The sequence below is a fragment of the Bradyrhizobium sp. SZCCHNR1015 genome, assembly GCF_032489875.1.
Taxonomy (GTDB): Bacteria; Pseudomonadota; Alphaproteobacteria; order Rhizobiales; family Xanthobacteraceae; genus Bradyrhizobium.
The window spans coordinates 267,822-293,126 of sequence record NZ_JAUEYW010000011.1 but is presented as its reverse complement, the minus strand read 5'-3'; the positions used below and the strand labels follow the sequence as shown (position 1 = coordinate 293,126).

The window sequence follows — 25,305 nt, the reverse complement described above, 5'->3', positions numbered from 1 at the left end:
CGCAATTGTTCTGCAAGTCTAAGGCCTTGCCGGGCCATAGGCGACAACAAAATCGGCCACGCCGGCGCCCTGGGCACCCTCGTCAGTGCAGCTTGACGTGCGGCTCGGTGCGGCGGGTGATCAGCCGCGCCAGCGTGTCCAGGGTCACCTTGGCGAAGCCGTGCAGCGCGTATTCGTGCATCTTGTAGAGCGACAGATACATCATCCGCGCGAACAGGCCTTCGAACACCAGATTGCCGCCGACCAGCGCGCCCATCATCGAGCCGACCGTGCTGAACTCGCCGAGCGACACCAGCGAGCCGAAATCGTGATAGCGGTAGTCCGCCAGCGGCTCGCCCCTGACGAAGCGCGGGATCTGCTTGTAGAGGTGCGAGGCCTGCTGATGCGCCGCCTGCGCCCGCGGCGGCACGTTGCCGCGCTCGCCCCAGGAGCAGGCCGAGCAGTCGCCGATCGCGAAGATGCGCTCGTCGCGCGTGGTCTGCAGGGTCTGCCTCACCACGAGCTGGTTGATGCGGTTGGTCTCCAGCCCCGCGATGTCCTTCAGGAAGTCGGGCGCCTTGACGCCGGCGGCCCAGACGATCAGCTCCGCCGGGATGACGCGGCCGTCGGCGAGGCTCACTTTGTCGGGCCCGACCTCGGCGACCTTGGCGCCGACCAGCACCTCGACGCCGAGCCTTGCGAGCAGCTTCTCGGTCTCGCGCGACACCCGCTCGGGCAAGGCCGGCAACACCCGGCCCGCGGCTTCGATCAGCGTGATCCGGATGTCCTTCTCGGCATCGACCTGGTCGAGACCATAGGCCACCACCTCGCGGGTCGTCCGATGCAGCTCGGCGGCCAGCTCGACGCCGGTCGCGCCGGCGCCGATGATCGCCACCTTGAGCTGGTGCGGGGCGATCGGCGACGACTGCGAGTGGGCGCGGATGCAGGCGTTGACCATGCGCTCGTGGAAACGCCGGGCGTCGTGCTGCGATTCCAGCTTGATCGCGTGGTCGACGACACCGGGCGTGCCGAAATCATTGTTCTGGCTGCCGATGGCCATGACGAGCACGTCATAGGGGATGGTCCGCCGCGGCGTGACCTCGCGCCCCTCCGCATCGAGATAGGGCGCCACCAGCACCTCGCGCTTGTCGCGGTCGAGGCCGATCATGTCGCCGATGCGGTAGTGGAAGCCGTGCCAATAGGCCTGGGCGAGATAGTCAACCTCATGCGCCGAGAGGTCCATGCTGCCCGCGGCGATCTCGTGCAGCTTCGGCTTCCAGACATGGGTGCGGTTGCGCTCGACCAGGGTGACGTCGAGCTTCCCCTTGCGGCCGTATCCGTCTCCGAGCCGGGTCGCGAGCTCCAGGCCGCCGGCACCGCCGCCGACGATCACGATGCGAGGAACACCAGACTGCGCGACGGCCATCATCCAACCTCCCCAAGGGTGACCGCGCCGCGACGGAGGGACTGCGATGTCACTCCGGTTGCGTCATCACGTCGGAATGCGCGGCCTTGCGGCACCAGGCGGGATGCCTCCACGGTGAGCCCCTGCCCGCTGCCACCCTAGCAGATTATCCGAGATGTTGGCGGCATCGCGATTGGGCTTGACCGACTGATGCGCCGGGCCCTGACGATGACGAAGCGGGCATGCCACATTTTGGCACGACGGCGCCACTGACGCTGGAATGCGACAGCAGCGCCACCCGCGACCGCAGGCCTATCCCGTCGTGACGGCGACCTCGACATCGGCCGGATCGATATCGCGATCGAGCGCGATGCGCAGCTTGTCGCGATCCAGCTCGCCTTCCCACCACGCCACGATCACGCAGGCGACGCCGTTGCCGCACAGGTTGGTCAGGGCGCGGCATTCGCTCATGAACTTGTCGATGCCGAGGACGATCGCCATGCCCGGAACGAGCTCCGGGCGCACGGCCGCCAGCGTTCCGGCCAGGGTGATGAAGCCTGCGCCGGTGATGCCCGAGGCGCCCTTCGAGGTCAGCATCGCGACCAGCAGGATCGTGATCTGCTCGCCGAAGGACAGGTGAACGTTCATCGCCTGCGCAATGAACAGCGTCGCCAGCGTCATGTAGATGTTGGTGCCGTCGAGATTGAACGAGTAGCCGGTCGGAACCACCAGGCCGACGACCGGCTTGGAGCAGCCGAGCCGCTCCAGCTTCTCCATCATCTGCGGCAGCGCACTCTCGGACGACGAGGTGCCGAGCACGATCAGCAGCTCGTCCTTGATGTATTTGAGGAACTTGAAGATCGAGAAGCCGGCGATGCGGGCGATGATTCCGAGCACGATCACGACGAAGGCGATCGCCGTGAGATAGAAGGTCGCGATCAGGCCGGCCAGGTTGCCGAGCGCCTGCGGCCCATAGCGGCCGATGGTGAAGGCCATGGCGCCGAAGGCGCCGATCGGAGCGGCCTTCACCACGAGGGCGATGACGCCGAAGATCGCATGCGCCGCGTCGTCGATGAAGGCGCGCATCGTATGACCGCGCTCACCGAGGCTCATCAGCGCGATGCCGAACAGGATCGAGAACAGCAGCACCTGCAGGATCTCGCCTTGCGCGAAGGCGCCCACGACCGTGTCGGGAATGATGTGGAGCACGAAGTCGACCGACTTCATCTCGCTCGCCTGCTTGGCGTAGTTGGCAACGGCGGCGGCATTGCTGCTCTGGCCCTGGAAGCCTGCTCCCGGCTGAATGAAATTGCCGACGATGAGCCCGAGCGCGAGCGCGAAGGTCGAGACGATCTCGAAATAGATCAGCGCCTTGACGGCGACGCGGCCGACCTTCTTGACTTCGGAGACGTGTGCGATGCCCGACACCACGGTGCAGAAGATGACCGGCGCGATCACCATCTTGATCAGCTTGACGAAGCCGTCGCCCAGCGCCTTGATCCATTCGTTCTTGCCGAGCTCGGGCCAGAGCCAGCCGACGATGACGCCGAGCACGATCGCGAACAGGACCTGCACATAGAGGATCCGGTAGAACGGCTTCTGCGGCGCCGCTGCCGCCGTGGTGGTTGCAGACATCGTATCTTCTCTCCCTGATCTCACTCGGTCTATCTCTCTGGTCCGCCTATGGCCCGCGTCCGCGCCGGCGCCGTTGCGTGCCGGGACAACGTCTCGCGTCCGGACGCGGGCAGCGCTGGGGCGGACCCGAGAAGCTCGCACAGGCGAGATCGCCTGTCGCCGGGTCTCAGGTCAGGAATGAGCTGTGGGCTGGCATCCGGACGTCCCCTCGCATCTGTTGTTCTGGAGCTGGCGCTCGTTTGGCGGCTCATTAAGCAGCAATCGTGCCAGCCGAACGGTGCGGCGTGAGGCGTCTGCATGTCCTTCAGTTTGCTGCGATTTGTGAACCATCGCTGCCGCCGGGCCAGGGCCCTCGCGGCGCCGCGTCCGGACTTTCGGAATATGGCCCCGGCCGGCGCCCGAAGAACCGGACGGGCCGGCACGCCGCGGCCCGACCGGCCCCGCCGGTGATCACGAGCAGGCATCGCCCGTCGCGGACCCGGTGCCGGCTCGGTAGCTTTAGCGTCAGTCTCTCTGCGCGCTTGTCCGAGCGACCGTCAGATCCAAGGCCCGCGCTGGATCTTGATCCTGCCGGCCAGTATCCCGGCTGCTGTCCCTCGATCGCGAAACGGCTCCATCTCGCCACCGACTTGCAGCCAGTCGACGGCACCCGCGACATCATCTCGCTGTCCTCCGCCTGCGCCCTACAGACCGAGACGTCCAGCCAGGCCGGAAGTCCGGCCGGGATCCGGTAACGTGCGGATGCAGTCGATCCGTCTTCGCGCGGGCCGGAAGGCGCTCGGTTGGTGTTTCCTTGTTGACCATGCCCATGGCGCTGACTCCCCACCGTTGGTCGCCCCCTGACGTGAAACGCACTTCGCGACATCCGGTTGCCGTTTCAGTACCGGATGCGTCAGATGTGGCCACAGGACGCGCTGGCCGCCGCAACGATTCTGCGGAGTCGCCCCTCGCCGAGACGTCGGGTCGGCACGGGGCTCGCCGCATGTCCGTCGTTCATCCCGCACACAACGCGTGGCCTGCCGCCGGCGATGGGGAGAGCACCGGCAGCAGGCTCCGTATCCGCGCTTCAGCCGATCGGGACCGCAACAAAATGGGTATTGGCGGCGGACTTGACCCGCATCAGCACGTCGCGCTTGCCGGCGGACCTTGCCTCCGACAATGCGTCGCGCAGTTCGGCGACGGTGCCGACGGTCCTGCCGCCGACATCGAGAATCACATCGCCGGACTGCACACCGTGCTCCGCCGCCGGGCCGTCGGGATCCACGGTGGTGACCACGACACCCTTGTTTCCGGCGCCCGCCACGTCCTCTGCGGGCGCGACTGACAGACCGAGATGTGGCACGCCGCGAGCCGAGCCGCTGTCGTGATCGTCGGAACTGGCCTGCTTCTCCTGCTGGTTCGGCATGTTCGCAAGCGTCACAGCGATGGTCCGGGACTCACCCTTGCGCAGGATGTCGAGCTTTGCCGAGCTTCCGGGGGCCATCGCCGAGATCCGGCCCGCCAGGGCGCGCGAGTCCTTGATGGCTTCACCGTTGACGGCCGTAATGACGTCGCCAGGTTCAATCCCGGCTTTCGCCGCCGGCGTATCCGGCCTTGCTTCGTCGACCAGCGCGCCCGCGGCGTTCTTCATGCCGAGACCTTCTGCGATACCTGCCGTCACCGGCTGGACCTGCACGCCGAGCCAGCCCCGGGTCACCACGCCCTTGTCCTTGAGCTGGGCAACGATCATCTTGACCGTCGGCGCAGGTATATCGAAGCCGATGCCGACCGAGCCGCCTGTGGGCGAATAGATCGCGGTGTTGACGCCGATGACATTGCCGTTGGTATCGAAGGTAGGACCGCCCGAATTGCCCTTGTTGATCGGCGCATCGATCTGGATGTAGTTGTCATAGGGGCTTGAGCTGAGCTCGCGGCCTTCCGCCGAGACGATGCCCGCCGTGACGGTGCCCCCGAGGCCGTAGGGATTGCCGACCGCCACGACCCAGTCACCGACGCGCGGCGTCTTGCTGTCCAGGTTGACATAGGTGAAGTCCGACTTGCCTTCGACCTTGATCAGTGCGACGTCGGTCTTCGGGTCCGTCCCGATGACCTTGGCGGTATAGGTCTTGCCGTCGTCGGTGGTGACCTGCACCGACTTCGCGTGGTCCACGACATGGTTGTTGGTCACCGCGTAGCCGTCGGCCGAGATGAAGAATCCGGAGCCAACTCCCGTAATCAACTGGTGGCGACGCATCTTGCCTTGCGGGCCGTCGGCGAATCCGTATTGGCGGAAGAACTTCTCGAACGGCGTTCCCTGCATGAACGGCTCCCCGTTCGGCCCAGGCATGTCGGTCTCGTCACCTTCGTCGACACTGACGCGGACGGAGATCACCGCGGGCCTGACCTTGGCGACCAGATCGGCGAATCCGGTGGGGCCCTGCTCGCCCTGGGAAGGCGCGGCCGCCCAGGCCTGATCGATCAGGCGGCCATAGCCGAGCGGTCCCGACAGCGCGATCGCCGAACCGATCACGGCAACCGATCCGAGCAGAGTCAGGCGCCGCGCGGGCATGATCCTGCGGCGAGGTTGTTGATTGCTGTCCGACATGGATTGTCTCCTTCAAGATGTTGCGCCTCACGGCGTTGCACGAAGGAGTAACGCTGGTCAGATTACTACGTCCTGTCCGACGAATTAATTCATCCTGTCGGTGAGATGAATTCGTAGTAAGGCGGCATGCGCTGCCGAAGCACAGAAAGATGACCTGTTCGGCAGCGATCGCCCGGCGGACTGCGGCGTTCGGCATAGAAGGGCTCTTAGGTGAAGTGGAGCGATCGATGGCCAAAGATGCAACATCGCCAACGGCCGCCGCAGCTTGGCGCGATTCAAATGGAAGACTGCGAGAGGTGGGCGCCGATCATTCAGGCCGCCAGGCTCGCAGGCAAATAGCCGGTGCCATTTGGAGTGACTTGGGCCTGCGAGTTTGGCGACGTCGTTCCAGTTGCTCGCTCAAGCGTGCTGCGGCCAATGCTGCTGAAACCTCTTTCGGACAAACCCAACGACTATACCGGCGGATTGACGATGATCATCGATGCGATCGCCGCAATTTCCTCGAGCTCATGACGTTTTCGGGCGCGCCCCCTGCATTGTCCGCATGCGCTGAACTCGCTTCCAGCTGGCGTCGGTTCGACTAATGGCAGCAGCCGGGGGGCATGACGGCATCGAATACCCTATTCGACGATATCTTCTTCGCCGCCAGCGGCTGCCTGCAGATCAGTGAGCTCCGTAGCTCGTTCCGAGAGTCTCCTCAGCAGCATGTCCAATATCTGTGCGTGTTCATCGCTCAGACACGCCGCCAAGTCTCTGTTGTACGCCTTGGTTATCCGTTGCGCCTGCTCGTACAGGGCCTGTCCCGTGTCCGTCAGGGAAAGTGCCAAGAGTCGCTTATTTTTGGGGAGCCTTGTCTTCGCAATGATTCCGCTGCCCACGAGCCTACCGACCCCTCTACTTGCAGGCTCCAGCTCGATGTCGGCGACTTCGGCGAGGTCGCTCAGGCTTATGCCGGGACGTTGCGCGACGTAAGCAAGAATGCGCCAGTCGCGCCGACCGATCCCCAACTCCCGCCGTAGCATGATGCCCGCGCCCCGCGCGGCGAGCTTTCCAAGATTGTAGATACGAAACGCGAGATACTCGTCAATGTTTGACGGATCCTTCAAGTTGCTCATGACGTTCCGGCTGAGGGTGGAGGATTGCGGATGAGGTGACGTTTTCGAAACATACCGTCGTTTGACAATCTCCAACAGCAGCATTGTGCATCGCAGAACACATTTGATTTGGTCAAACGTTTGTCGACCATTGACGCTGAGCCGAAAGACACACATCAACGATCGAGCCGCGTCCCTGAATGAACCAAGCTGATCAAGGTGGCGACGGCCACAGGCCCCCCTGCTATCAGCAACCTCGAAGATGTTCGGTGTTCAGATGCAAGCAATCGAAACTGGCATAGTGAGACTAGTTGCTTCTACAATTGCGGCCTGTGTTCTGCTGTGGGGAAATCCCTCCGCGGCAGATGAGATGAAGGTGACTTTGCTCGGAACCGGCACACCGACTCCACGGATCGGAAGCTTCAGTGCGTCAACACTCGTCGAGGCCGGACCCGAGAAATTGCTGTTTGATATGGGGCGGGGCTCGACCATTCGCCTCTTCCAGAAGCGAATTCCGCTCGGCGCCATCACCGCTCATTTCATCACGCATCTCCACTCCGACCATATTGTCGGCTTGCCTGATATGTGGCTCAGCGGCTGGATCGGAACGCCCTGGGCCTCACGAAAATCACCGATGGTGATCTTCGGGCCGGCCGGAACCGTCGCAATGACGCAAAACCTGACCAAGGCGTTCTCGGAGGATATTCGCATTCGCGAGGATGACGAACATCTGCCGCCGGAAGGCGTGGCATTTAATGCGCACGACATTCAGCCCGGACTCGTCTATGAGAAGGGCGGCGTGAAGGTCACGGCGATCGAGGTCAACCACGGTGAGAAGATCAAGCCAGCCTTCGGCTACGTGATCGAGTACGGCGGCAAGAAAGTCGTTCTATCGGGTGACACCAAATATGACGAGCGAATCGTGAACGCCGCGAAGGGCGCCGATCTGCTGGTTCACGAGGTCGCAATCATCGAACCTGATCTCGTGAAGGATTATCCCTCTTATCGTGCTATCGAAGCCCATCACACTTCACCGGAGGAAGCCGGGCGGATCTTCTCGCTCGCAAAGCCGAAGCTGGCGGTCTATTCGCATGTCGTATTCGCGACGGTGAAGCCGGTGCAGGATGTGCCCGAGGAGGCGCTGCTTCGGCGCACCCGCGCGACGTACCAGGGTCCATTAGTCATCGGACACGACCTGATGTCCTTTTCCGTCGGAGACGGCGTGTCGTCCTATAGTCCAGATGGGGAGCCCATGAAGCCGTTGATGGGCGATGGCCAGCGCTGATAACCACACTTGGTGACGATCTGACTGTGAAACTGCTTGGGGAACTATCCTCCCTCTGAAACTCAGATGCGAGCGCTGCGCTCATGTCCCGTGGGCAAAGGCGCGTGTTATCGCCCGCTGCGCGTATTCTCATTGAACGGTGATCCCCGCCGAAAAAGGCTCTGAATGTTGGCGTTCGGGACAAGCGCGAGCTGCACGAACTCGTTACGGGCCTCACTAGGCGTATTTGACTTCCGGGGCATGCCGCACCTCCATTTAGGAGTGACAAGCTTGGCGGGTGAGCCAGGGGCTTCAATCAATCTGACCTTAGGCGGGCAACGCCTTGTCTATACCGGGCCTCAAGCAGCCGCCCTCGTTCACGACGCCTTGGTTCGATCTGCTCCCATAGGGCAGCGTTCCTTCCGCGCTGCGCTACGATGACCTTTTCGAGCTTGGCAAAAGGCGCGTTCCCCAACAAATGGCGGACGTCACCCAGTTCCTGCAACCTGCCTAGGGGCCGGCCGTCTTCGGAGAAGCGAGTAAGGCAGACTGTCGCACTTCGGCCACGCTCTCGGGCCGCTCCCTGGCCTTTACGTACGCCTGGCAGGCTTCAAAGGAAACCGGTGCCTCGGGAAGCCAATGCCAGTCGTCTCAGTCTCCTGGGCCCGCGCTGGGGCCTGTCACCTATAGTTTTCGGGATCGGAAGAACTGACGCCTCGTCGCGGCAGAAATCTCGGTTCCAGGCCTCGCGCGCTCTGCCGCGTCGACCTTCTCGCGTCGCTGCTCCGGGTGCGACTTTTATCAGGGCGTTCGTGCTAGCCCGACGCCAATTGCTTTTCCACCGCCTTGTGATCCTGCGCGAGGCCGGCGGCGATGCCCTTGGCCATGTCGCCGACATAGATGTCCTCCTCGCCGGTCTCGTAGCCGTCGAGAATTTCCTTGGCGGCCTCGGCCGGCGTCATCTTCGGGATCGGTAGGCCGGCCGTCATGCGCGTGTCGACGGCACCGGGCAGCGCGCCGGCGACGTGGACGCCCTTCGGCGTCAGTTCGCCGCGCAGTCCTTGCGTGAGGCTCAGCGCCGCGGCCTTCGAGGCGCAATAGGAGCCCATCAGCGGCAGGTTCACCCGCGCCAGGATGGTCAGGATGTTGAGCACGGCCCCCTGGTTCTTGATCAGCACCGGCGCGAAGGCGCGCGTCAGCCGCAGCGGCGCGAGGTAGTTGATCTCGATCTCCTCCGTGGCGATGGCGAGATCGGGCGCGAGCATGAACGCAGTGTTGTGATTGACGCCGGCATTGTTGATCAGCAGCGTCGCGTCGGAAGCCTGTGCGGCGGCGGCTGCCGCGTCCCCATCGCTGGTGACGTCGAGCTTCAACGGCACGACCCTGTCGGACGCCGTGAGCGCGGAGACGTCGCGGGCGGCGGCATAGATCTTCGCAGCGCCGCGGGCGAGCAGCTCGGCGATGAGCGCCTTCGCGATGGCGCCGGTGGCGCCGGTGATGACGACGACGGAGTCCTTGATCGAAGCACTCATGCGGCTGATCCCTGCTGCTGGGGTTGCTCACGGGGCGAGGTGTCGTCGAGCCAGCCCGGCTCGACATCGGGGAGCGGAATGGCGGCCAGGAGCTGGCGCGTATAGGCGTGTTGCGGATGGGAGAAGATGCGGCCGACCGGGCCGTGCTCGACCACCTCGCCGCCCTTGAGAATGGCGACCTCGTCGCAGAGCACGCGGATCACTGAGAGATCATGGCTGATGAAGACCACGGTCAGCCCGAGCCTGGCGCGCAGCTCCTTCAACAGCATCAGGATGTGCGCCTGGGTCGAGACGTCGAGCCCGGAGACGATCTCGTCGGCGACGATGAAGTCCGGCTGCAACGCCAGCGCGCGTGCGATGCCGGCGCGCTGGCGCTGGCCGCCGGAGAGCTCGTGCGGATAACGGTCGACGAAGGCTGTCGGCAGGCCGACGAGATCGAGCAGCGCGGCGGCGCGGTCGCGGCGATCGCGCCGGCCTTTCAACTGTCCATAGACCTCGAGCTGGCGCGTCAAGGTGACCGCGAGCGGCAGGCGCGGATTGAGCGAGGATTGCGGATCCTGGAAGATCATCTGGATGCGCGCGCGCAAGGGGCGCAGCGCGGCTTCCGACAGATGGCTGATCTCGATGCCGTCGAACTGGATGCCGCCCGACGTCGGCTCCAAGAGCCGCACCAGCAGCCGGCCCAGTGTGGTCTTGCCCGAACCGGATTCGCCGACGAGGCCGAGCACCGCGCCGCGCGAAACGGCGAGATCGACCGACTTGATGACGTCGCGCATCACAGGCTTGCCGAACAGCGAAGTCGACCGCGCCGGATAGGCGAAGCCGAGCTGGCCGGTGCGCAGCAGGATCTCGCTCATGCCGGCCTCCTCGCCGCGAGCTGATCGAGCCGGTGCGCCTCCGCCCACAGGCTTTCGATCAGCGCCGGTGGCACCGGCCTCAAGCTGTCCGCCGGACGGTCGGCGCGCGGCGTCGCCGCCAGCAGCGCGCGCGTGTAGGCATGATGCGGCTTCACCAGCACGTCCGACGTCAAGCCGTCCTCGAGCACGCGGCCGGCATGCAGCACGGTCATGCTGCGGCAGATTTTTGCGACGACGCCGAGATCGTGGGTGACGAACAGGATCGCCGCGCCGTGGCGCTGGCGCATCCGCTCGACCAGCTGCAGCACCTGGCGCTGCACGGTGACGTCGAGCGCGGTGGTCGGCTCGTCGGCGATGACCAGCGACGGGTCACAGGCGAAGGCCATCGCGATCAGCACGCGCTGGCGCATGCCGCCGGACAGCTCGTGCGGATAGAGATGCAGCACACCGGCGGGATCGTGGATCGCGACCTCGGCAAGCAGCTCGGCGGCGCGATCGCGCGCGGCACGCTTCGACAGCTTCAGATGCAGCTGCAACACCGCGCATATCTGCGCGCCGATACGCCGGACCGGGTTGAGCGACGTCATCGGATCCTGCGGGATCAGCGCGATGCGCCGTCCCAGCAGGTCGCGGCGCTGCTTGTCCGGCATCGCCAGGAGGTCGCGCCCCTCGAAGCTCACGCGGCCGGCCGTGATGGCGGCCTTCGCCGGCAGCAGGCCGAAGATGGTGCGGCCGACCATCGACTTGCCGGCACCGGATTCGCCGACGAGCCCGCGGACCTCGCCGGCCGCGACGCGCAAGGAGACGCCGCGCAGCACATTGGCGGCGCCGATCGCGACGTGGAGATTCTCGATGTCGAGCACGGCACTCATCGGCGCTGCACCGGATCGAGCGCGGCGCGCAGGCCGTCGCCGAGCAGGTTGAAGCCGATCACGCTGACGATGACGGCGCCGATCGGCAGCGCCATGATCCAGGGCGCCTGGTAGACGATCTGCCGTCCCTCGGTGATCATGCCGCCCCAGCTCGCGGTGTCGCCGGTGACGGAGATGCCGACGAAGGACAGGATGACCTCGACCAGGATAGCTATGCCCATCTCGACCGCCAGCAATGTGACGATCAGCGGCACGAGGTTGGGCAGGATCTCGAGCCGCAGCGCCTGCGCGCGGGTGAGGCCGAGCACCCGGGCCGCGGCGGCGTAGTCGCGCGCAAGCTGGGCCTGCGTTTCGGCTCTGGTGATGCGGGCGAAGCGGGTCCAGTCGACGACCACGATCGCAGCAATAACCGAGGTGAGGCCGGCGCCGATGACGGCGGCGAGCACGATCGACAGCAGCACCGGCGGGAACGCCATCCAGACGTCGATCAGCCGCGACACCAGCTGATCGATCCAGCCGCCGAAGGCGCCGGCAATCAGGCCGAGTGCGATGCCGATGACCGCAGCGAGCAGCGAGGCGATCAGCGCGACGGAGACCGCAGTACGCGCGGAATATATCAGGCGCGACAGCACGCAGCGGCCGAGGCTGTCGGTGCCCAACGGAAACGCCGCCTCGCCGCCGCGCATGAAGGCCGGCGGCAGCTGCGCCGACATCAGATCCTGCTCGGCCGGATCATGCGGCGCGATGACCGGGGCGAACAGCGCGATGAGCAGCAGCAGCGCGACAAGGCCGCCGCCGATCCACAGCCGCGCGCCGCCGCGTGAGAGAGCGCTGCGCCAGCGCGACGGCTGGGCCGTGATCGGGCCAGAAAGAACCAGGTCAACCATGGCGCAGCCTCGGATCGAGCAGCGCCACCAGCAGGTCGACGGCGAGATTGAGAGCGATGAACAGGACGGCGAAGGTCAGGATCAGCCCCTGGATCAGCGGGAAGTCGCGGTTGATGACGGCATCGATCGCCATGTTGCCGATGCCCTCGTAGGAGAAGATGCGCTCGACCAGCACGGTGCCGCCGAGCAACAGGGTGATCTGCACGCCTGAGAGCGCGACCGTCGGGATCAGCGCGTTGGGGAACACCTCGCGCTGCAGGATCGTGGTGCGCGAAAATCCGCGGGTGCGGGCGATCTGGGCGTAGTCCTGGTCCTCGGCCTCTGCGAGCTGCGCCTTGAGGAGACGCGCGACCAGCGCGGCGAAGGGCAGCGCGAGCGCCAGCGACGGCAGCAACATATGGCGCAAGAGATCGGCGGCGACGTCGAGGCGCAGGGTGAGCAGGCTCTCGATCAGATAGAAGTGGGTGCGGAAGGCCACGGCAAGCTGCGGATCGAGCCGGCCGGAAATCGGCAGCAGCGGCAGCAGCACGCCGAAGCCGAGCAGCAGGATCAGGGCCCACAGGAAATCAGGAATGGCGAGAAAGAAGCCGTTGGCGGTGTCGAGCAGCCATTCGGCGCGGGTGCCGCGCGTGAGGCTGCCGACCAGCGCCACGGCTCCGCCCATCACGAGCGCCATGATCACCGAGAGCGCTGCGAGCTCAAGGGTCGCCGGTAGCCGCGCGCCGACCAATTCGAACACCTGCTGGCGCAGGCTGATCGAGCGGCCGAAATCGCCCGACGCGACTTGGCCAAGCCAGGTGATGAACTGCGACAGCAGCGGCTGATCGAGGCCGTAGAGCGCGCGCAGCCGCGCAATGTCGGCCGGCGAGGCGCCGGGCGGGATCATCATCGCGATGGGATCGCCGGGCACCACGCGCAGCAGCACGAACACGATGGCGCCGACGCCGAGCAGGGTCGGCGGGATCAGAGCGAGGCGCTTGAGAATGGCGCTCCAGCGCATCGCCCGACTCCGTCTCAGCCCTGGGTCACGAGCTGCGGCAGGATCATGCCGTTGGCCTGCGGCACCACCTTCAGCCCCTTCTTGTGCACGATCGGCTGGACGTATTGCAGCAGCGGGATCACCTCACCCTCCTCGGCGATGTATTTGTCGACCGCTTTCCAGCCGGCGATGCGCTTGGCCTCGTCCTTCTCGCCCCACAAGGGCCCGATGCGCTCGATCAGGTCCTTGCCCTTCCAGGCTGAATGTGGCGACGGGCCGAACATCGCAAAGCCGGTGGAGGTGGTGGGATCGCCGATCGCGTTGCCCCAATTGTAGAACGCGGCGGGGGCCAGCGCGTGACGGGCGCGCAGCTCGAAATGCTGCGCGATCTCGTAGACCTCGATGTTGGCCTCGATGCCGACCTTGCGCCACATGCCGGCGATCGCCTGGACCATTTCGTAGTCCTTCGGCTTGAAGCCGCGCGTGGTCTGGATGGTGAACTTGACCGGCTTAGCGGCCGAGTAGCCGCTCTGGGCGAGCAGGCTCTTGGCGAGCTCCGGATCATAGGCGACCTTGATCGAGGGATCGAAGGCGGCGTAGCCCGGAGCTTCCAAGGTGTCGATCGGCACGCCATAGCCGCGCAGCAGCTTGTCGACGATCGCCTTCTTGTCGATGGCGTGGTTGGCGGCGAGCCTGATGTTGCGGTCGAGCATCGGATCGATGTCGGTAAGGAAGATCATTCCGATGTCGGAGATCGGCTGCGTCAGGCCTGCCAAATTCGGCTTGGCCTTGAGGCGGTCGAACTCTTCATAGGGAATCTCGAAGGTGATGTCGGAGCCACCGGACTCGATCTCGGCGACGCGGCTGGTCGGATCGGTGACGAACTTGAAGACGACGGTCTCGAACGCCGGCTTCGGCCCCCAATAGCCGGGATGCGCCTTCAGCCGCAGGAACGCGTTGCGCTCGAAGGCATCGACCTTGTACGGGCCGGAGCCGATCGGCGCCTTCTCAAAGCCCTCCGCGCCGACCTTCTCGTAATAGGCCTTGGGCAGCACGTAGCCGGTGAGGAACGCCATCCATTTGAATAGCACCGGCTCGAACTCTACCACGTCGGCCGTGATGGTCTGGCCGTCGATCTTGAAGTTGTTGATCTTCGACCAGACGAACTGGATCGGGTTGCCGCCCTTCGGATCGGCGGCGCGGGTCAGCGACCACACCACGTCCTCCGGCGTCACCTTGGAGCCGTCATGCCAGGTCGCGTCGGAGCGCAGCTCCATCGTGACCTTGGTGCGGTCCTCGTTCCAGCCCCACTTCGTCAAGAGGCCCGGCTTGAACGAGAGATCGGCGGCCTGGCCGATATAGGGATCGAAGATGGCCTGGTAGATCGACTGGATGGTCGGATTGACCGCCGAGACGCCGACGGTCGGATCGAACGACGGCAGGTTGACGTTGTAGGCGATGGTCAGCGTGCCCGGCGCGGCACTGGCGGGGCGCAGCGGCAGGCCGGTGGCGAGTGGCAACGCAGCTGCGCCTGCGAGCTGCAACATCGTACGACGAGAGATCTGATGGTCACGCATGGTGATGCAACTCCGCATGGACGAAGGACGATGAGCGAAGAGAAGCGACGTCCCTGCCGACGCCGCCGGACGAATTGATCAGTTCGGCGCGCTCTCGGCCCAGCGCTTCATCAGCGTGTTCGAGGGCAAGGATTCGTCGACCAGCTTCTTCGCCGTCTCGATGCCGGCGACCGGGAGCTTCGCCGGATCGAGCAGGCCGATCTGCACCAGCACCGAGGCCTGATCCCAGTAGATGTGCTCGTTGTAGAGCTTGTCGCCGCGGAAGCGGACGATCGCAACCAGCGGAATCTCGACATATTTGCCGGTCGGCGGGATGCCGGGCAGCATCCAGTCGATCTCGATGTCGTGGGTGAAGCAGAACAGCATCTCGTCGACGACGCGGTCGGCGCCGATGGTGCGCGAGATCGGCACCAGCTTGGTGTCCGCCGGCGTCTTCGGAATGAAATGGTTGGCGTAGAACCTCAAGAGATCCTTGTAGCCGACGCCGCCGGTCATGGTCGGGATGTGGTTGACGTAGGGCTCGGCGACCATGGTGCCCATCGTCGCCTCCGCCGAGCGGGTGGCGAATTCGAGCTCGGTGTGACGGTCCCACAGCGACGACAGATCGTAGTGCGGGCCGAGCACTTTCCGGAACAGCGCGATCGAGCGCGAATGCGCCATCAGGGTCGCCGGCTTGTCGAAGCTGGCGCGCTCCGGCGCGGCGAAGGCGTGGTCGCAGCCTGGATAGAGATAGAACTCGGCATCGTCGCGGCCGGCAAAGCCGGCCTTGACCGCCTCGCGCGCCTCGGCCGGCGCGAACTTGTCGAGCTCGGCGAAGTGGAAGACGATCGGGCCCTTGATGTTCTTGGCCTCGGCGATATCGGCCTCGATGCCAACGCCATAATAGGAGACGGCGCAATCGACGTCGGTGCGGGCGGCGGTGAGATAAGCGAGCTTGCCGCCGAGGCAGAAGCCGAGCGCGCCGACCTTGCCCTTGCACTCGGGACGGGCGCGCAGCACCTTCAGCGCGTCGGCCGTGTCCTTGATCGCGAGATTGACGTCGAAGCGCTGGTAGTAGCCGAAGGCTTTACCGAAATCCGCCTCACCATAGCCGAGCTCGATGCCCGGCTCGAAGCGCCAGAACAGGTCCGGCGCCAGCACCACATACCCTTCCTCAGCATAATAGTCGGCGACCGCGCGCATCGAGGCGTTGACGCCGAAGATCTCCTGCAGGAGCACGATGCCGGGACCGGAGCCTGACGCGGGCACCGCGAGATAGCCCTTGAACGTGCCGCCATCGGCGGCGGCGATGTCGATCCACTGACCAGCCACTGTCGTGCTCCCCGGTTCTGCCGGCCGACGTCCACGGTGACGCCGCGCCTGATGTGTTTTCTTCATTGAATTTTTAATGTAAAAACGTTGGATGTAAACAGCAGAGATTGAGCATGCGCTGCACACGCATTGTGCGGAGCGGCATCGGGAGACGGGCTATTGAAGAGGACGACGAGCGCTGGGGCGAGGCGCAAGACCGTGGCGGTGAAGGCGAGAGTGGCGGGCGGCAAGGCGCGGTCACGGTCAGAGGCGGCTCGCGATGAGGCCGAGAGCGGCAGCAAAGGCGACGCGAAGGGAGCGTGGCATCTTGCGCGCAGTGACACCGAGCGACGGCTGTCCGACTTTGAATTCGCGCTGGAGCGGCTGGCCCAGTCCTATTATCGCTGGAAGGCTTCCTGCCTCGCCGCCGTTTGCGAGGTGCCGCTGACCGGCGACGATGTCGCCGTCCTCAATGTCGTACGCATGGGCGACGAGCCGAAGCGGCTCGCCGAGGTTGGCCAACTGCTCAACCGCGTTGACGTGCCCAATCTGCAATATGCGACGCGCAAGCTGGTCCGCGCCGGGCTGATCGAGACCGAAGGCCGTTCCTCACGCAAGGAGACACGCTACCGCGCCACGACACGCGGCCGCGCCGTCACCGAGGATTATGCGGCCTTGCGCGCGGCAACCCTGCCGCCGATGTTCGACGGCCTACCCGGCTGGATCGACGGCTGCGCCGCGACAGCGGCTCAGCTTGACCAGATGGCGGGGCTGTACGGCCAGGCGACGCGCATCGCGATCACGAGGCGGCACCAGTCCTGACCCGCCTCAGCGCAATATTTCGACCTTGGACCGCTATGTCGCGACTGTGGACGCGCTGAGGCCGTTCATTTGAGCGCCCCATCTCTGGAGGCTAGATGGACGGAGAGAGAACAGGCCTTTGCCCGCAGCCTCCGGTCGTGTGGGGCACGACAGGGGCGAAAGACCAGAAATGAGATCAATGGCTTGCGCACCCCTCCTTCTATTGAGGCGCCTTGATCTCAAATGGGAAATTTTAGCGGCGCCCGCACCGTCCAATGGTTGGGCTGGGCTAGGACGACCCGCCAAAGCCACGGCCTCAGGATCACAACCGCGCCCAAGGGGGAGGCGCGGAACCATCTCCAATTCCGCGCCATTGATGCCAACAGGCAAACAAGCGCATCCCGCAAAACGAGAAAACGACCATGAGAGACGATCCATCGCTCCCGCCGTTCATCTATGAAGGGCTCTATCCTGCCGAGGACAAGAAGACCGCCTTTGGCTCCTTCGCTGGTCTCGTAAAGCAGGCTGCGAAGCAGGTGCGCAGCGCCGTGGAGTCCGGGCGCAAGCCAGGCATGCCGCTCAGCGTCCTAAGCAACGCCGCCCGCCGGGCCCCGCTTGCTTCTCTGCTGTTCGCGTTCCTTCTGGGCGCTTCGATAGCCCGCCGAAGGTGAATGCCACCAGCATGGGACGTAGCCCCTGCCCGTCCGCGCACGATTCTCCAACTGCCGGCAAGCGAAGCGCAACCAGACGACGATCTTGGCCCCGAGATCGTCCGGCTCTTCTGAGTTTCGCCTTGAACGCTATGCTTCCGCGCTGACGGACGCCCGAACGCCGAGGTGCAACGTGCCGGTGATCCGATATTGCAGGATCGCTGTTGCTGACCGTGCCGGTTCGCCAGCTATCTTTCCAAACGTCCTCTTTTAGAGAGGCGGCTTCAGCAGATCGGAAGGCTCAACACCCAGCACGACAGCCATGGCTTGGACCTTGTCGAGTTGCTGCCGATCTACCAGCTCTCAAGCGACCGTCGACATTGTTGACGCAGGTCAACGCTCTTGGCGATGGACATGTCAGCTTTCCACAACTTCAGGTCAATCGAGACCAAACTTTAACGAGAAGCGAGAAGGATGAGGAGACTTCCCATGCGGCTCGGCGGTCATACTGCAGCACTAGGCATGTTGCTTGGCGTCCTCGCCTTCCCCAGCGTCTGCCAGGCCGGCGGCACCGTCGAGGTGCTGCACTGGTGGACATCCGGTGGCGAAGCCAAGGCGATCGCCACGCTGAAGAGCGCCTTCGAAGCCCAAGGCGGCAAATGGATCGATTCTCCAGTCGCTGGCGGGGGTGGCGACGCCGCCATGACCGCCTTGCGAGCGCGCGTTGTTGCCGGCAATCCGCCGAGCGCGGTCCAACTCAAAGGACCGAATATCCAGGAATGGGCGCGCCAGGGCGTACTCACCGATATCGATGCGGTCGCTCGGGCGGAAAAGTGGGACGAGCTGCTGCCGCCGGTGCTTGCGTCGATCATGAAGTTCGACGGCAAATACGTGGCCGCCCCCGTCAACATCCATCGGGTCAACTGGATCTGGGCCAACCCGGCGGTGCTTGCCAAAGCCGGCGTCTTGCCGCCGACAACCTGGGACGAGTTCAACGCCGCAGCGGACAAGCTCAAAGCCGCGGGGATCACGCCGCTGGCGCATGGTGGCCAGCCATGGCAGGACGCGACCTTGTTCGAGACGGTCGTGCTCGGGTTGGGTGGCGCGGATTTCTATCGCAAAGCGCTGGTCGAACTCGACGAAAAAGCGATCACCAGCGGCACGATGATCAAGGTGTTCGACCAGATGCGCAAGCTGCGTTCCTATGTCAGCCCGGATTTCTCCGGCCGCGACTGGAACCTCGCCACGGCCACCATCATGAACGGCCAGGCTGGCTTCCAGCTGATGGGAGATTGGGCGAAAGGCGAGTTCGTGGCGGCCGGAAAAGTGGCTGGCCAGGATTTCTTGTGCATTCCGGCGCCGGGCCTGCCGGGCTTCATCTTGAATTCGGACAGCATCGCGATGTTCAAGGTGAACGGTGTCGACAAGCTGGAGGGTCAGAAGGTGCTTGCCAGCCTGATCATGTCGGAGGGTTTCCAAGAGACGTTCAGCCTCAACAAGGGGTCGATCCCCGCACGGCTCGGCGTGCCGCGCGACAAGTTCGATTCCTGCGCGCGGAAATCGATGGACGATCTGGCTGCGGACACCAAGGCGAATACCCTGGTTCCAAGCATGGCGCATGAAATGGCGGTGTCGCGTTCGGTACGCGGCGAGATCCTGGACGTCGTGACCAACCATTTCAATTCGGACATGAGCTCGCAGGACGCTGTCAAACGATTGATGGAGGCGATCAGGCGCGCGAGGTCATAAGACGAACGGCGCTGCCGTCTGCAGCGCCTCATATCCGTCGAGCAGTACCATCGCCATGCACCACGCAGCGCTCCATCGATTCCTGCGACGTGTCGACACTTGGCTGCCGCGCCTGGTCATAAGTCCGTCCGGCGCGGCCGTGTTCGTGTTCGTGTATCTGTTCATTGCCTGGACGATCTACATCTCGTTCACCCGGTCCAGCGTCCTGCCCGATTACAGCTTTGCCGGGCTCGTCCAATACGCGCGGCTGTGGGCGACGCCGCGCTGGTATGTGGCGATCGCCAACCTGTTCATCTTCACCACCCTGTTCATGGGCGGCTGCACCGTTATCGGCATCATGCTGGCGATCCTGCTCGACCAGCGCATCCGCGTCGAAGGCGTGATCCGCACCATCTATCTCTACCCGATGGCATTGTCGTTCATTGTCACCGGCACCGCCTGGAAATGGATCCTCAACCCTGGTCTCGGACTGGAAAAGATGGTGCAGTCGCTCGGCGTCACGAGCTTTCGCTTCGACTGGCTGGTCAATCCGGACATGGCAATCTACACCGTCGTGATTGCCGGCATCTGGCAATCTTCCGGCTATGCCATGGCGCTATTTCTCGCGGGCCTGCGCTCGATCGACGACGATGTTCTCAAGGCCGCGGCGGTCGATGGTGCCGGTCCGTTCCGCCTCTATATCCAGCTCGTGCTGCCGATGCTGCGGCCGATCTTTCTGTCAGAATTTGTCGTGCTGAGCCATCTCGCGATCAAGAGCTTCGACCTCGTCATTGCATTGACGAACGGCGGGCCAGGCTATGCGACCGATATGCCTGCGACCTTCATGTACTCGTTCGCATTCCAGCGCAGCGAGCTCGGGACCGCGGCGGCGAGCGCAACCATGATGCTGGCGACCGTGGTGGCGATCATGGTGCCATATCTATGGTCCGAGCTGCGGACGGACCGCCAATGATCCGCTCGCGCGCACCCGGCATCGTCCGCCCGACCGGTATCCGAACCACGGCGCTGCGCGGCGTCCTGTTCGCGATCCTCGGCCTGTTCGTTCTCTACTACCTGCTGCCGTTGCTGGTGATGGTGGCGACATCATTGAAGTCGCTCGCGGAGATCCGTACCGGATCGCTGATCAGCCTTCCACGCGCCGTCACCTTCGAGGCGTGGCCGAAAGCCTGGGAATCCGCCTGTGTCGGGGTACGCTGCGCCGGTCTCAAGCCCTATCTCTGGAATTCGGTTCTGATGGTCGTTCCGTCGGTATGCCTCTCCACCATGCTTGGCGCCGTCAACGGCTATACCCTGGCGAAGTGGCGGTTTCCCGGCTCAGAGACGTTGTTCGGGTTGATCCTGTTCGGCGCCTTTATTCCCTTTCAGGTCGTTCTGGTGCCGATGGCGCGTACCCTCGGCATCCTCGATCTGGCCGGCACCATTCCCGGACTGGTGCTGGTCCACGTGATCTATGGAATTCCGTTCACGACGCTGTTCTTCCGCAACTTCTTCGTCACCGTCTCGGACGGCATCATGAATGCGGCCAAGATCGACGGCGCGGGCTTCTTCCGGATCTTCTTCCAGGTCGTGCTCCCGCTCGCGCCGTCGACCATCGTGGTGACCGTGATCTGGCAGTTCACCCAGATCTGGAACGACTATCTGTTTGGAGTGGCCTTCACGGCCGGCGACAGCAACCCGGTCACGGTTGCGCTGAACAATCTGGTCGCGACCTCGACGGGCGTCAAGGAATACAATGTCGACATGGCGGCGGCCATCATCGCTGCTCTGCCCACGCTGGCCGTCTATATCATCGCCGGAAACTATTTCTTGCGCGGGCTCTCCGCTGGTGCCGTGAAAGGTTGACCGTGGCTTCTGTATGTCTCGACAAGGTCTACAAGCAATTCGGCGCAACTGCGGTGCTCGACGGCATCGACCTCGAAATCGCCGATGGCGAATTCGTCGTGCTGGTCGGGCCTTCGGGCTGCGGCAAGTCGACCCTGCTCAACGTTGTGGCCGGGCTCGAGACATTGTCGGAAGGCCGGGTCCGGATCGGCGACCGGATCGTCGATGATGTACCGCCAAAGGATCGAAACATCGCAATGGTGTTTCAGTCCTATTCGCTCTATCCGACCAAGACCGTCCGCGACAACATCCTGTTCGGGATGGTGACGCGGCGAATCCCGGAGGTGCAGCAGCAGCAGGCTCTCGCGCGCGTGACCGAACTGCTGCATATTGAGCAGCTACTGCAGCGCAAGCCCGGCCAGCTATCCGGCGGACAGCGCCAGCGCGTCGCCATGGGACGGGCGCTGGTGCGCGAGCCCGATGTTTTTCTGTTCGACGAGCCTTTGTCCAATCTCGATGCCAAGCTGCGGGTGGAGATGCGCACCGAGATCAAGAAGCTGCACGCCCGGCTCGGGCAGACCATCATCTATGTCACTCATGATCAGGTGGAGGCGATGACGCTGGCTTCACGCATCGCCGTGATGGACAATGGGCGGATCCGTCAGTTCGCCGCGCCGGAAACCGTCTATGAGCAGCCGGCGGACCTGTTCGTTGCAGGTTTCATGGGCTCGCCGGCGATGAACCTGGTGCCGGCACGCGTCGTTCAGGGTGATGGAATCTGGCTCGAAGTGGAAGACGCGCGCGGCAATGTGCGACTTGCCGTTCCGCCGGGAGCGTCAGCCTCGATTGGCGCTCATGTCGGGCGCCATCTGAAACTGGGACTCCGGCCGGAAATCATCACCCGTCAGGGCACCCAGAAGCCGAGCGGGTTGCTCTGCACGTTCCAACGTCCAGTCGATGTGGTCGAACCGACCGGACCCGATACCATGATCGTGTTCGATCTGGGCGGTGTAGAGATGATCGCGCGCGTCCACCCCGAGGACAAGGCGCCTGTCGGCAGCCTCTATTCTTTCGAGGTCAACATGGACAAGGCGAAGCTGTTCGATCCCGACTCCGGCAAGCGGGTCTGACACCCCTCCGGCTGGATGCAGGACCAGCCTTGGTGTTGGAGCTTGATGGAAATCAACCTCCCCGCCTGCAAGATCGAAACAATAGCAGCCTGTCATCACGGTTGCTGCAAGTGCCTACGCTTTCTTTAGCGGCTCCGCTTTGCGGCACGCGGAACCGTGGTCGAGAACTGCATCGGTCGGGCCGCAATGGTTTCACAGTCAGGATGCCGCATGCATAAACATATTCTAATCCCGACGGACGGCTCGACGTTGTCGCAGGCTGCGGTTGAGTACGGCATCGCCCTCGCCAAGTCGGCTAGCGCCAAGGTCACGATATTGACCGTATCCACCCCCTTCCACACCTTTGCCGTCGAGCCGGCAATGGTCACGGACACGCCGGCGCAGTACGCGAAGCAGGTCGCGGCCCTTGCCACGAAGTACCTCGATGCGGCCAAGGAGGTCGCGTTGGCCGCTGGCGTCGGCTGCGAGGCCGTGCATGTCGAACATGATCATCCTTATCTGGCCATAGTCGACATGGCGAAAGCGAGGTCATGCGACCTGATCGTCATGGCATCGCACGGCAGGCGCGGGATCACCGCCATCATGCTCGGAAGCGAAACGAACAAAGTACTGACACACAGCAACGTGCCGGTGCTTGTCGTTCGCCCGCCGGACCGGCCGTTCGTCTCTGTCGAATCCTGAACTCGACCGCTTCTGCGGCCGAGGTATGACTGCTCGCGTCTCATGGATGCTGCGCCGGGCAATGCCGAAGCACCCCAGGATCTCGCCGAGACGGTCACCGTCTCAAGCTGACACCCGCCAAGGCAGACGGCCGGCGCTCACACCCTTGCCGAGCGCACTTTCGATGCCCACCGGCGTCCAATATCTTGCACGCCGGTTGACACACCTCGCCGCAGCCCAACCGTATCGCGGAGCGATCTGCTCGGCGCGCTTCGCTGAAATGTCGCAGGCTGCCTATCAGCACGCAGCCATTCAGGCCGCAGTTGGCGCCGCTCTTTCACGCTGCTCGGCCAGACTGCGCTGCAGGGCCTCCGCAAACATTACGACCTTCGCTTGGTACGTAGCCGATGCGACCTCACGTGCCGTGATTGCGAGACATCCGACTGGAGGCTTGCCCGCGAGTTCCTGCATCTGGCCGAAGGCTCTGTCAAGCGTGCAAAAGAACGCCACCGCAGGAAGTCTTGACCTGCTTGCCAGCAGGAAGGCGCGGACGGGCGACGAAAGCGACCAGGCCCACACCGGCGTGCCGACAACAACGAGATCATAGCTCGATGGATCCTTGGCTATCGTAGCAATGCGCGATGGGACCTGCCGTCGCGCTTCGATCACCGATCGTACATAACCACGCATCCCTCTCCGGCTTACGGCCTCGACGATCTCTTCGCTGTCACAGCTCAGCACTGTCCAGACCGGCGTAGCCCCAGTCGAGCACGTGGTTATTGGCCAGGACACAGCGGTCGATTCCTGCTGCGATGAGGCAGTCCGCGTTCTCCGGGCTCATGCGGTAGTTGATGCCCTTGTGAGCCCCGTCGTTACTGTGGGTCACGGCCGTTTCGAGATTGACGATCCGTGCATCCGGCTGCATGCGCGCGAGTTCGTCCAGGGCGGCGCCCCAGATGTAGGATGGTGCATTGCGCCGCGAAATGGGGCCGCTCGCCTGCTCGGCAAGGACCACATAATCCTCGGCCGACCGCGAGGCCCGCTGCTCAATGAGCTTCCGAGATGCGTCAGATGAAGCTGGACGGATCGCAGTCATCGTCAGCGCGAAGGCGAAGGATCTTGGAGGGTCGAATTCGGGTCCGCTGCGACTGGCGGTTTCGCCCCGCTGTCTTCGGGGCCACGCGTACAAGGAAAGCTGAAGGCGCCGTCGTCGATGACGTGACGAGCATGCCGCGTCGATTGAGGCATCTCAATTTCAATAGATTGGACTTTGCCTAAGCTGGGGGTATCCGGGCTGGGACGACGACGATGACATTTCCCACGGGCTGGTGGATCCAAGGTGTCGCCATCATGGCGGCAGTCGCGCTGCTCGGCTCCTCTGCGCGCGCAGGATGCAGCTTCGAGGACGTTGCCAACGCGTTCTGCGGAACGCTCAAGGCAACATCGGACTGCAAGTCTGTTTGCGAGGATGACGCATCCTGCGCTGCCGCGGTCGCACTTGAAATAGCTCTTGCGGGGGTCGCCCTCGAAGGATCGGACACCGGAAAGGGACAAGGTCTGGTCGATCAATTCTGCGCGGAAGCCAAAGTGAAGGGAAAGGATATCGTCGGTGCGCTGAACACGATATTCGGCAATGCAATCGCGAAGGAAGTGCTCGGCGATTTGTCAACTGAGCTCGCAGCCGTGGGCTCAGCTGCCAAGGTTGTGCAGTGCGCCTGTGAAACGGAGCAGAGCACGAATTCGATCGGCGCCGATATCGGCGCGTGCATTCAAGATGCGTTGTGCGGGGGGCTGGGGATCGGCTGCAATTGCTCGCGGCCACCGCCTCAGATGGCTTATTGCGGATCGGTCGACGTCAAGCATTGCCAGACGGAAGGTCACTTCGATCAGATGAAGGACCCCGCCTGCGTTCCCTACAGCTCGATTGCGAACTGCAATGACAAGTGGCAGAAGTGCGGCTACGGCGACAATATCCCAACGGTGGAGAGGATTGAGTCGGCGGAGGGAACGCTGGCCGTTCAACTACCTCCCACGCAAGAGGATACGGGCTGTGACCCGGTCATATCTTGCTTTTGTCCCAAGCCGATGGTGCCGGCCTGGCACGAGATCTCCAATCCGAACAGCGACGTGCATCGCTGGCTATTCGCCTGCGATTGTCCATATGAGGCCAACAATCCGGATCATCAAACACACCCAGGCCCGATCCTACCGAGCGGCTTGTCTCAGTGCCTCTGCGACAATACGGGTAAGCCGGCGAACCTGGGTTTTGCGCCGTTCGGCATGTGTCCGCCGCCGGCGTGCCCCGCGGGACAGACGCGTATGGGCCTGACCGGTGCGTGTGTGACACCGTGCTCCGATCCAACCCAGGGCATGGCGTTTGATGGCAGTTGCTGTAATCCCGCGCAGATGACGTCCTGCGGGCAATGTTGTCCGGTGGGCACGATACCTGACCCGAACAGCGGTACCTGTGTGCCGAAGCAGGCGGTGAAATGAGATTGCGTCGTGACGCCACGGCCGGCACGATCGGCCGTCTATCGAT

General features: G+C 63.8%; 21 protein-coding genes. 9 read left to right on the top strand and 12 right to left on the bottom strand.

Annotated features, from left to right (window positions below):
• Window positions 1-82 precede the first annotated feature (82 nt).
• The 4 genes from QX128_RS20430 to QX128_RS20415 form a co-directional block, all read right to left on the bottom strand.
• Window positions 83-1,405, bottom strand: coding sequence for an NAD(P)/FAD-dependent oxidoreductase (locus tag QX128_RS20430; RefSeq protein ID WP_316238351.1), 1,323 nt, complete (start codon window positions 1,403-1,405; stop codon window positions 83-85).
• Window positions 1,406-1,696: 291 nt separating this feature from the next.
• Window positions 1,697-3,019, bottom strand: coding sequence for a dicarboxylate/amino acid:cation symporter (locus QX128_RS20425; RefSeq protein WP_316238339.1), 1,323 nt, complete (start codon window positions 3,017-3,019; stop codon window positions 1,697-1,699).
• A gap of 1,066 nt (window positions 3,020-4,085) precedes the next feature.
• Window positions 4,086-5,603, bottom strand: a complete 1,518-nt coding sequence (locus QX128_RS20420; RefSeq protein WP_316238338.1) for a Do family serine endopeptidase — start codon at window positions 5,601-5,603, stop codon at window positions 4,086-4,088.
• Between the two features lie 620 nt (window positions 5,604-6,223).
• A complete protein-coding gene (locus QX128_RS20415) occupies window positions 6,224-6,718 on the bottom strand; it encodes a MarR family winged helix-turn-helix transcriptional regulator (RefSeq protein ID WP_316238337.1) in 495 nt (164 codons plus the stop codon).
• Between the two features lie 349 nt (window positions 6,719-7,067).
• Between QX128_RS20415 and QX128_RS20410 the strand changes: the two genes are divergently transcribed.
• Window positions 7,068-7,982 carry an MBL fold metallo-hydrolase gene (locus QX128_RS20410; protein WP_316218434.1) on the top strand — a complete coding sequence of 305 codons (915 nt, stop codon included), beginning with the start codon at window positions 7,068-7,070 and terminating at the stop codon, window positions 7,980-7,982.
• Window positions 7,983-8,776: 794 nt separating this feature from the next.
• On the opposite strand, the gene QX128_RS20405 is transcribed toward QX128_RS20410, so the two are convergent.
• The 7 genes from QX128_RS20405 to QX128_RS20375 form a co-directional block, all read right to left on the bottom strand.
• A complete protein-coding gene (locus tag QX128_RS20405) occupies window positions 8,777-9,493 on the bottom strand; it encodes an SDR family oxidoreductase (RefSeq protein ID WP_315802397.1) in 717 nt (238 codons plus the stop codon).
• Window positions 9,490-10,350: an ATP-binding cassette domain-containing protein gene (locus QX128_RS20400; protein WP_316218433.1), complete on the bottom strand. Its 861-nt coding sequence runs from the start codon at window positions 10,348-10,350 to the stop codon at window positions 9,490-9,492. Before QX128_RS20400 ends, QX128_RS20405 begins: the two co-directional genes overlap by 4 nt.
• Window positions 10,347-11,222, bottom strand: coding sequence for an ABC transporter ATP-binding protein (locus QX128_RS20395; RefSeq protein ID WP_316238336.1), 876 nt, complete (start codon window positions 11,220-11,222; stop codon window positions 10,347-10,349). Before QX128_RS20395 ends, QX128_RS20400 begins: the two co-directional genes overlap by 4 nt.
• Window positions 11,219-12,109, bottom strand: a complete 891-nt coding sequence (locus tag QX128_RS20390; RefSeq protein ID WP_315802394.1) for an ABC transporter permease — start codon at window positions 12,107-12,109, stop codon at window positions 11,219-11,221. Before QX128_RS20390 ends, QX128_RS20395 begins: the two co-directional genes overlap by 4 nt.
• Window positions 12,102-13,109, bottom strand: a complete 1,008-nt coding sequence (locus QX128_RS20385; protein WP_315802393.1) for an ABC transporter permease — start codon at window positions 13,107-13,109, stop codon at window positions 12,102-12,104. The genes QX128_RS20390 and QX128_RS20385 overlap by 8 nt, the downstream gene beginning before the upstream one ends.
• 14 nt (window positions 13,110-13,123) lie before the next feature.
• On the bottom strand, window positions 13,124-14,665 hold the full coding sequence (locus QX128_RS20380; protein WP_315802392.1) for an ABC transporter substrate-binding protein: 1,542 nt from the start codon (window positions 14,663-14,665) through the stop codon (window positions 13,124-13,126).
• A 78-nt stretch (window positions 14,666-14,743) separates the two neighbouring features.
• Complete coding sequence (locus QX128_RS20375; RefSeq protein WP_316178411.1) at window positions 14,744-15,976, bottom strand: dienelactone hydrolase family protein; 1,233 nt, start codon at window positions 15,974-15,976, stop codon at window positions 14,744-14,746.
• 159 nt (window positions 15,977-16,135) lie between these two features.
• Between QX128_RS20375 and QX128_RS20370 the strand changes: the two genes are divergently transcribed.
• The 7 genes from QX128_RS20370 (at window position 16,136) to QX128_RS20340 (ending at window position 22,787) form a co-directional block, all read left to right on the top strand.
• Window positions 16,136-16,777, top strand: a complete 642-nt coding sequence (locus QX128_RS20370) for a MarR family transcriptional regulator (protein ID WP_316178409.1) — start codon at window positions 16,136-16,138, stop codon at window positions 16,775-16,777.
• A 401-nt stretch (window positions 16,778-17,178) separates the two neighbouring features.
• The gene (locus QX128_RS20365; protein WP_315802389.1) at window positions 17,179-17,427 is read left to right on the top strand and encodes a hypothetical protein; all 249 of its coding nucleotides are present in this window, start codon (window positions 17,179-17,181) and stop codon (window positions 17,425-17,427) included.
• Window positions 17,428-17,895: 468 nt separating this feature from the next.
• A complete protein-coding gene (locus QX128_RS20360) occupies window positions 17,896-19,155 on the top strand; it encodes an ABC transporter substrate-binding protein (RefSeq protein WP_316238335.1) in 1,260 nt (419 codons plus the stop codon).
• Window positions 19,156-19,210: 55 nt separating this feature from the next.
• Complete coding sequence (locus QX128_RS20355) at window positions 19,211-20,107, top strand: sugar ABC transporter permease (protein WP_316238334.1); 897 nt, start codon at window positions 19,211-19,213, stop codon at window positions 20,105-20,107.
• On the top strand, window positions 20,104-20,997 hold the full coding sequence (locus QX128_RS20350; RefSeq protein WP_316238333.1) for a carbohydrate ABC transporter permease: 894 nt from the start codon (window positions 20,104-20,106) through the stop codon (window positions 20,995-20,997). The genes QX128_RS20355 and QX128_RS20350 overlap by 4 nt, the downstream gene beginning before the upstream one ends.
• 2 nt (window positions 20,998-20,999) lie before the next feature.
• Entirely contained in the window at window positions 21,000-22,106 is a 1,107-nt protein-coding gene (locus tag QX128_RS20345; RefSeq protein ID WP_315802385.1) for an ABC transporter ATP-binding protein, read from the top strand.
• A gap of 210 nt (window positions 22,107-22,316) precedes the next feature.
• Window positions 22,317-22,787: a universal stress protein gene (locus tag QX128_RS20340; protein ID WP_316218426.1), complete on the top strand. Its 471-nt coding sequence runs from the start codon at window positions 22,317-22,319 to the stop codon at window positions 22,785-22,787.
• A gap of 706 nt (window positions 22,788-23,493) precedes the next feature.
• Here QX128_RS20340 and QX128_RS20335 read toward each other — a convergent pair.
• Window positions 23,494-23,862 carry a CapA family protein gene (locus tag QX128_RS20335; protein WP_316238332.1) on the bottom strand — a complete coding sequence of 123 codons (369 nt, stop codon included), beginning with the start codon at window positions 23,860-23,862 and terminating at the stop codon, window positions 23,494-23,496.
• Between the two features lie 212 nt (window positions 23,863-24,074).
• On the opposite strand from QX128_RS20335, the gene QX128_RS20330 reads away from it, so the two are divergent.
• A complete protein-coding gene (locus QX128_RS20330) occupies window positions 24,075-25,259 on the top strand; it encodes a hypothetical protein (RefSeq protein WP_315802381.1) in 1,185 nt (394 codons plus the stop codon).
• Window positions 25,260-25,305: the final 46 nt, after the last annotated feature.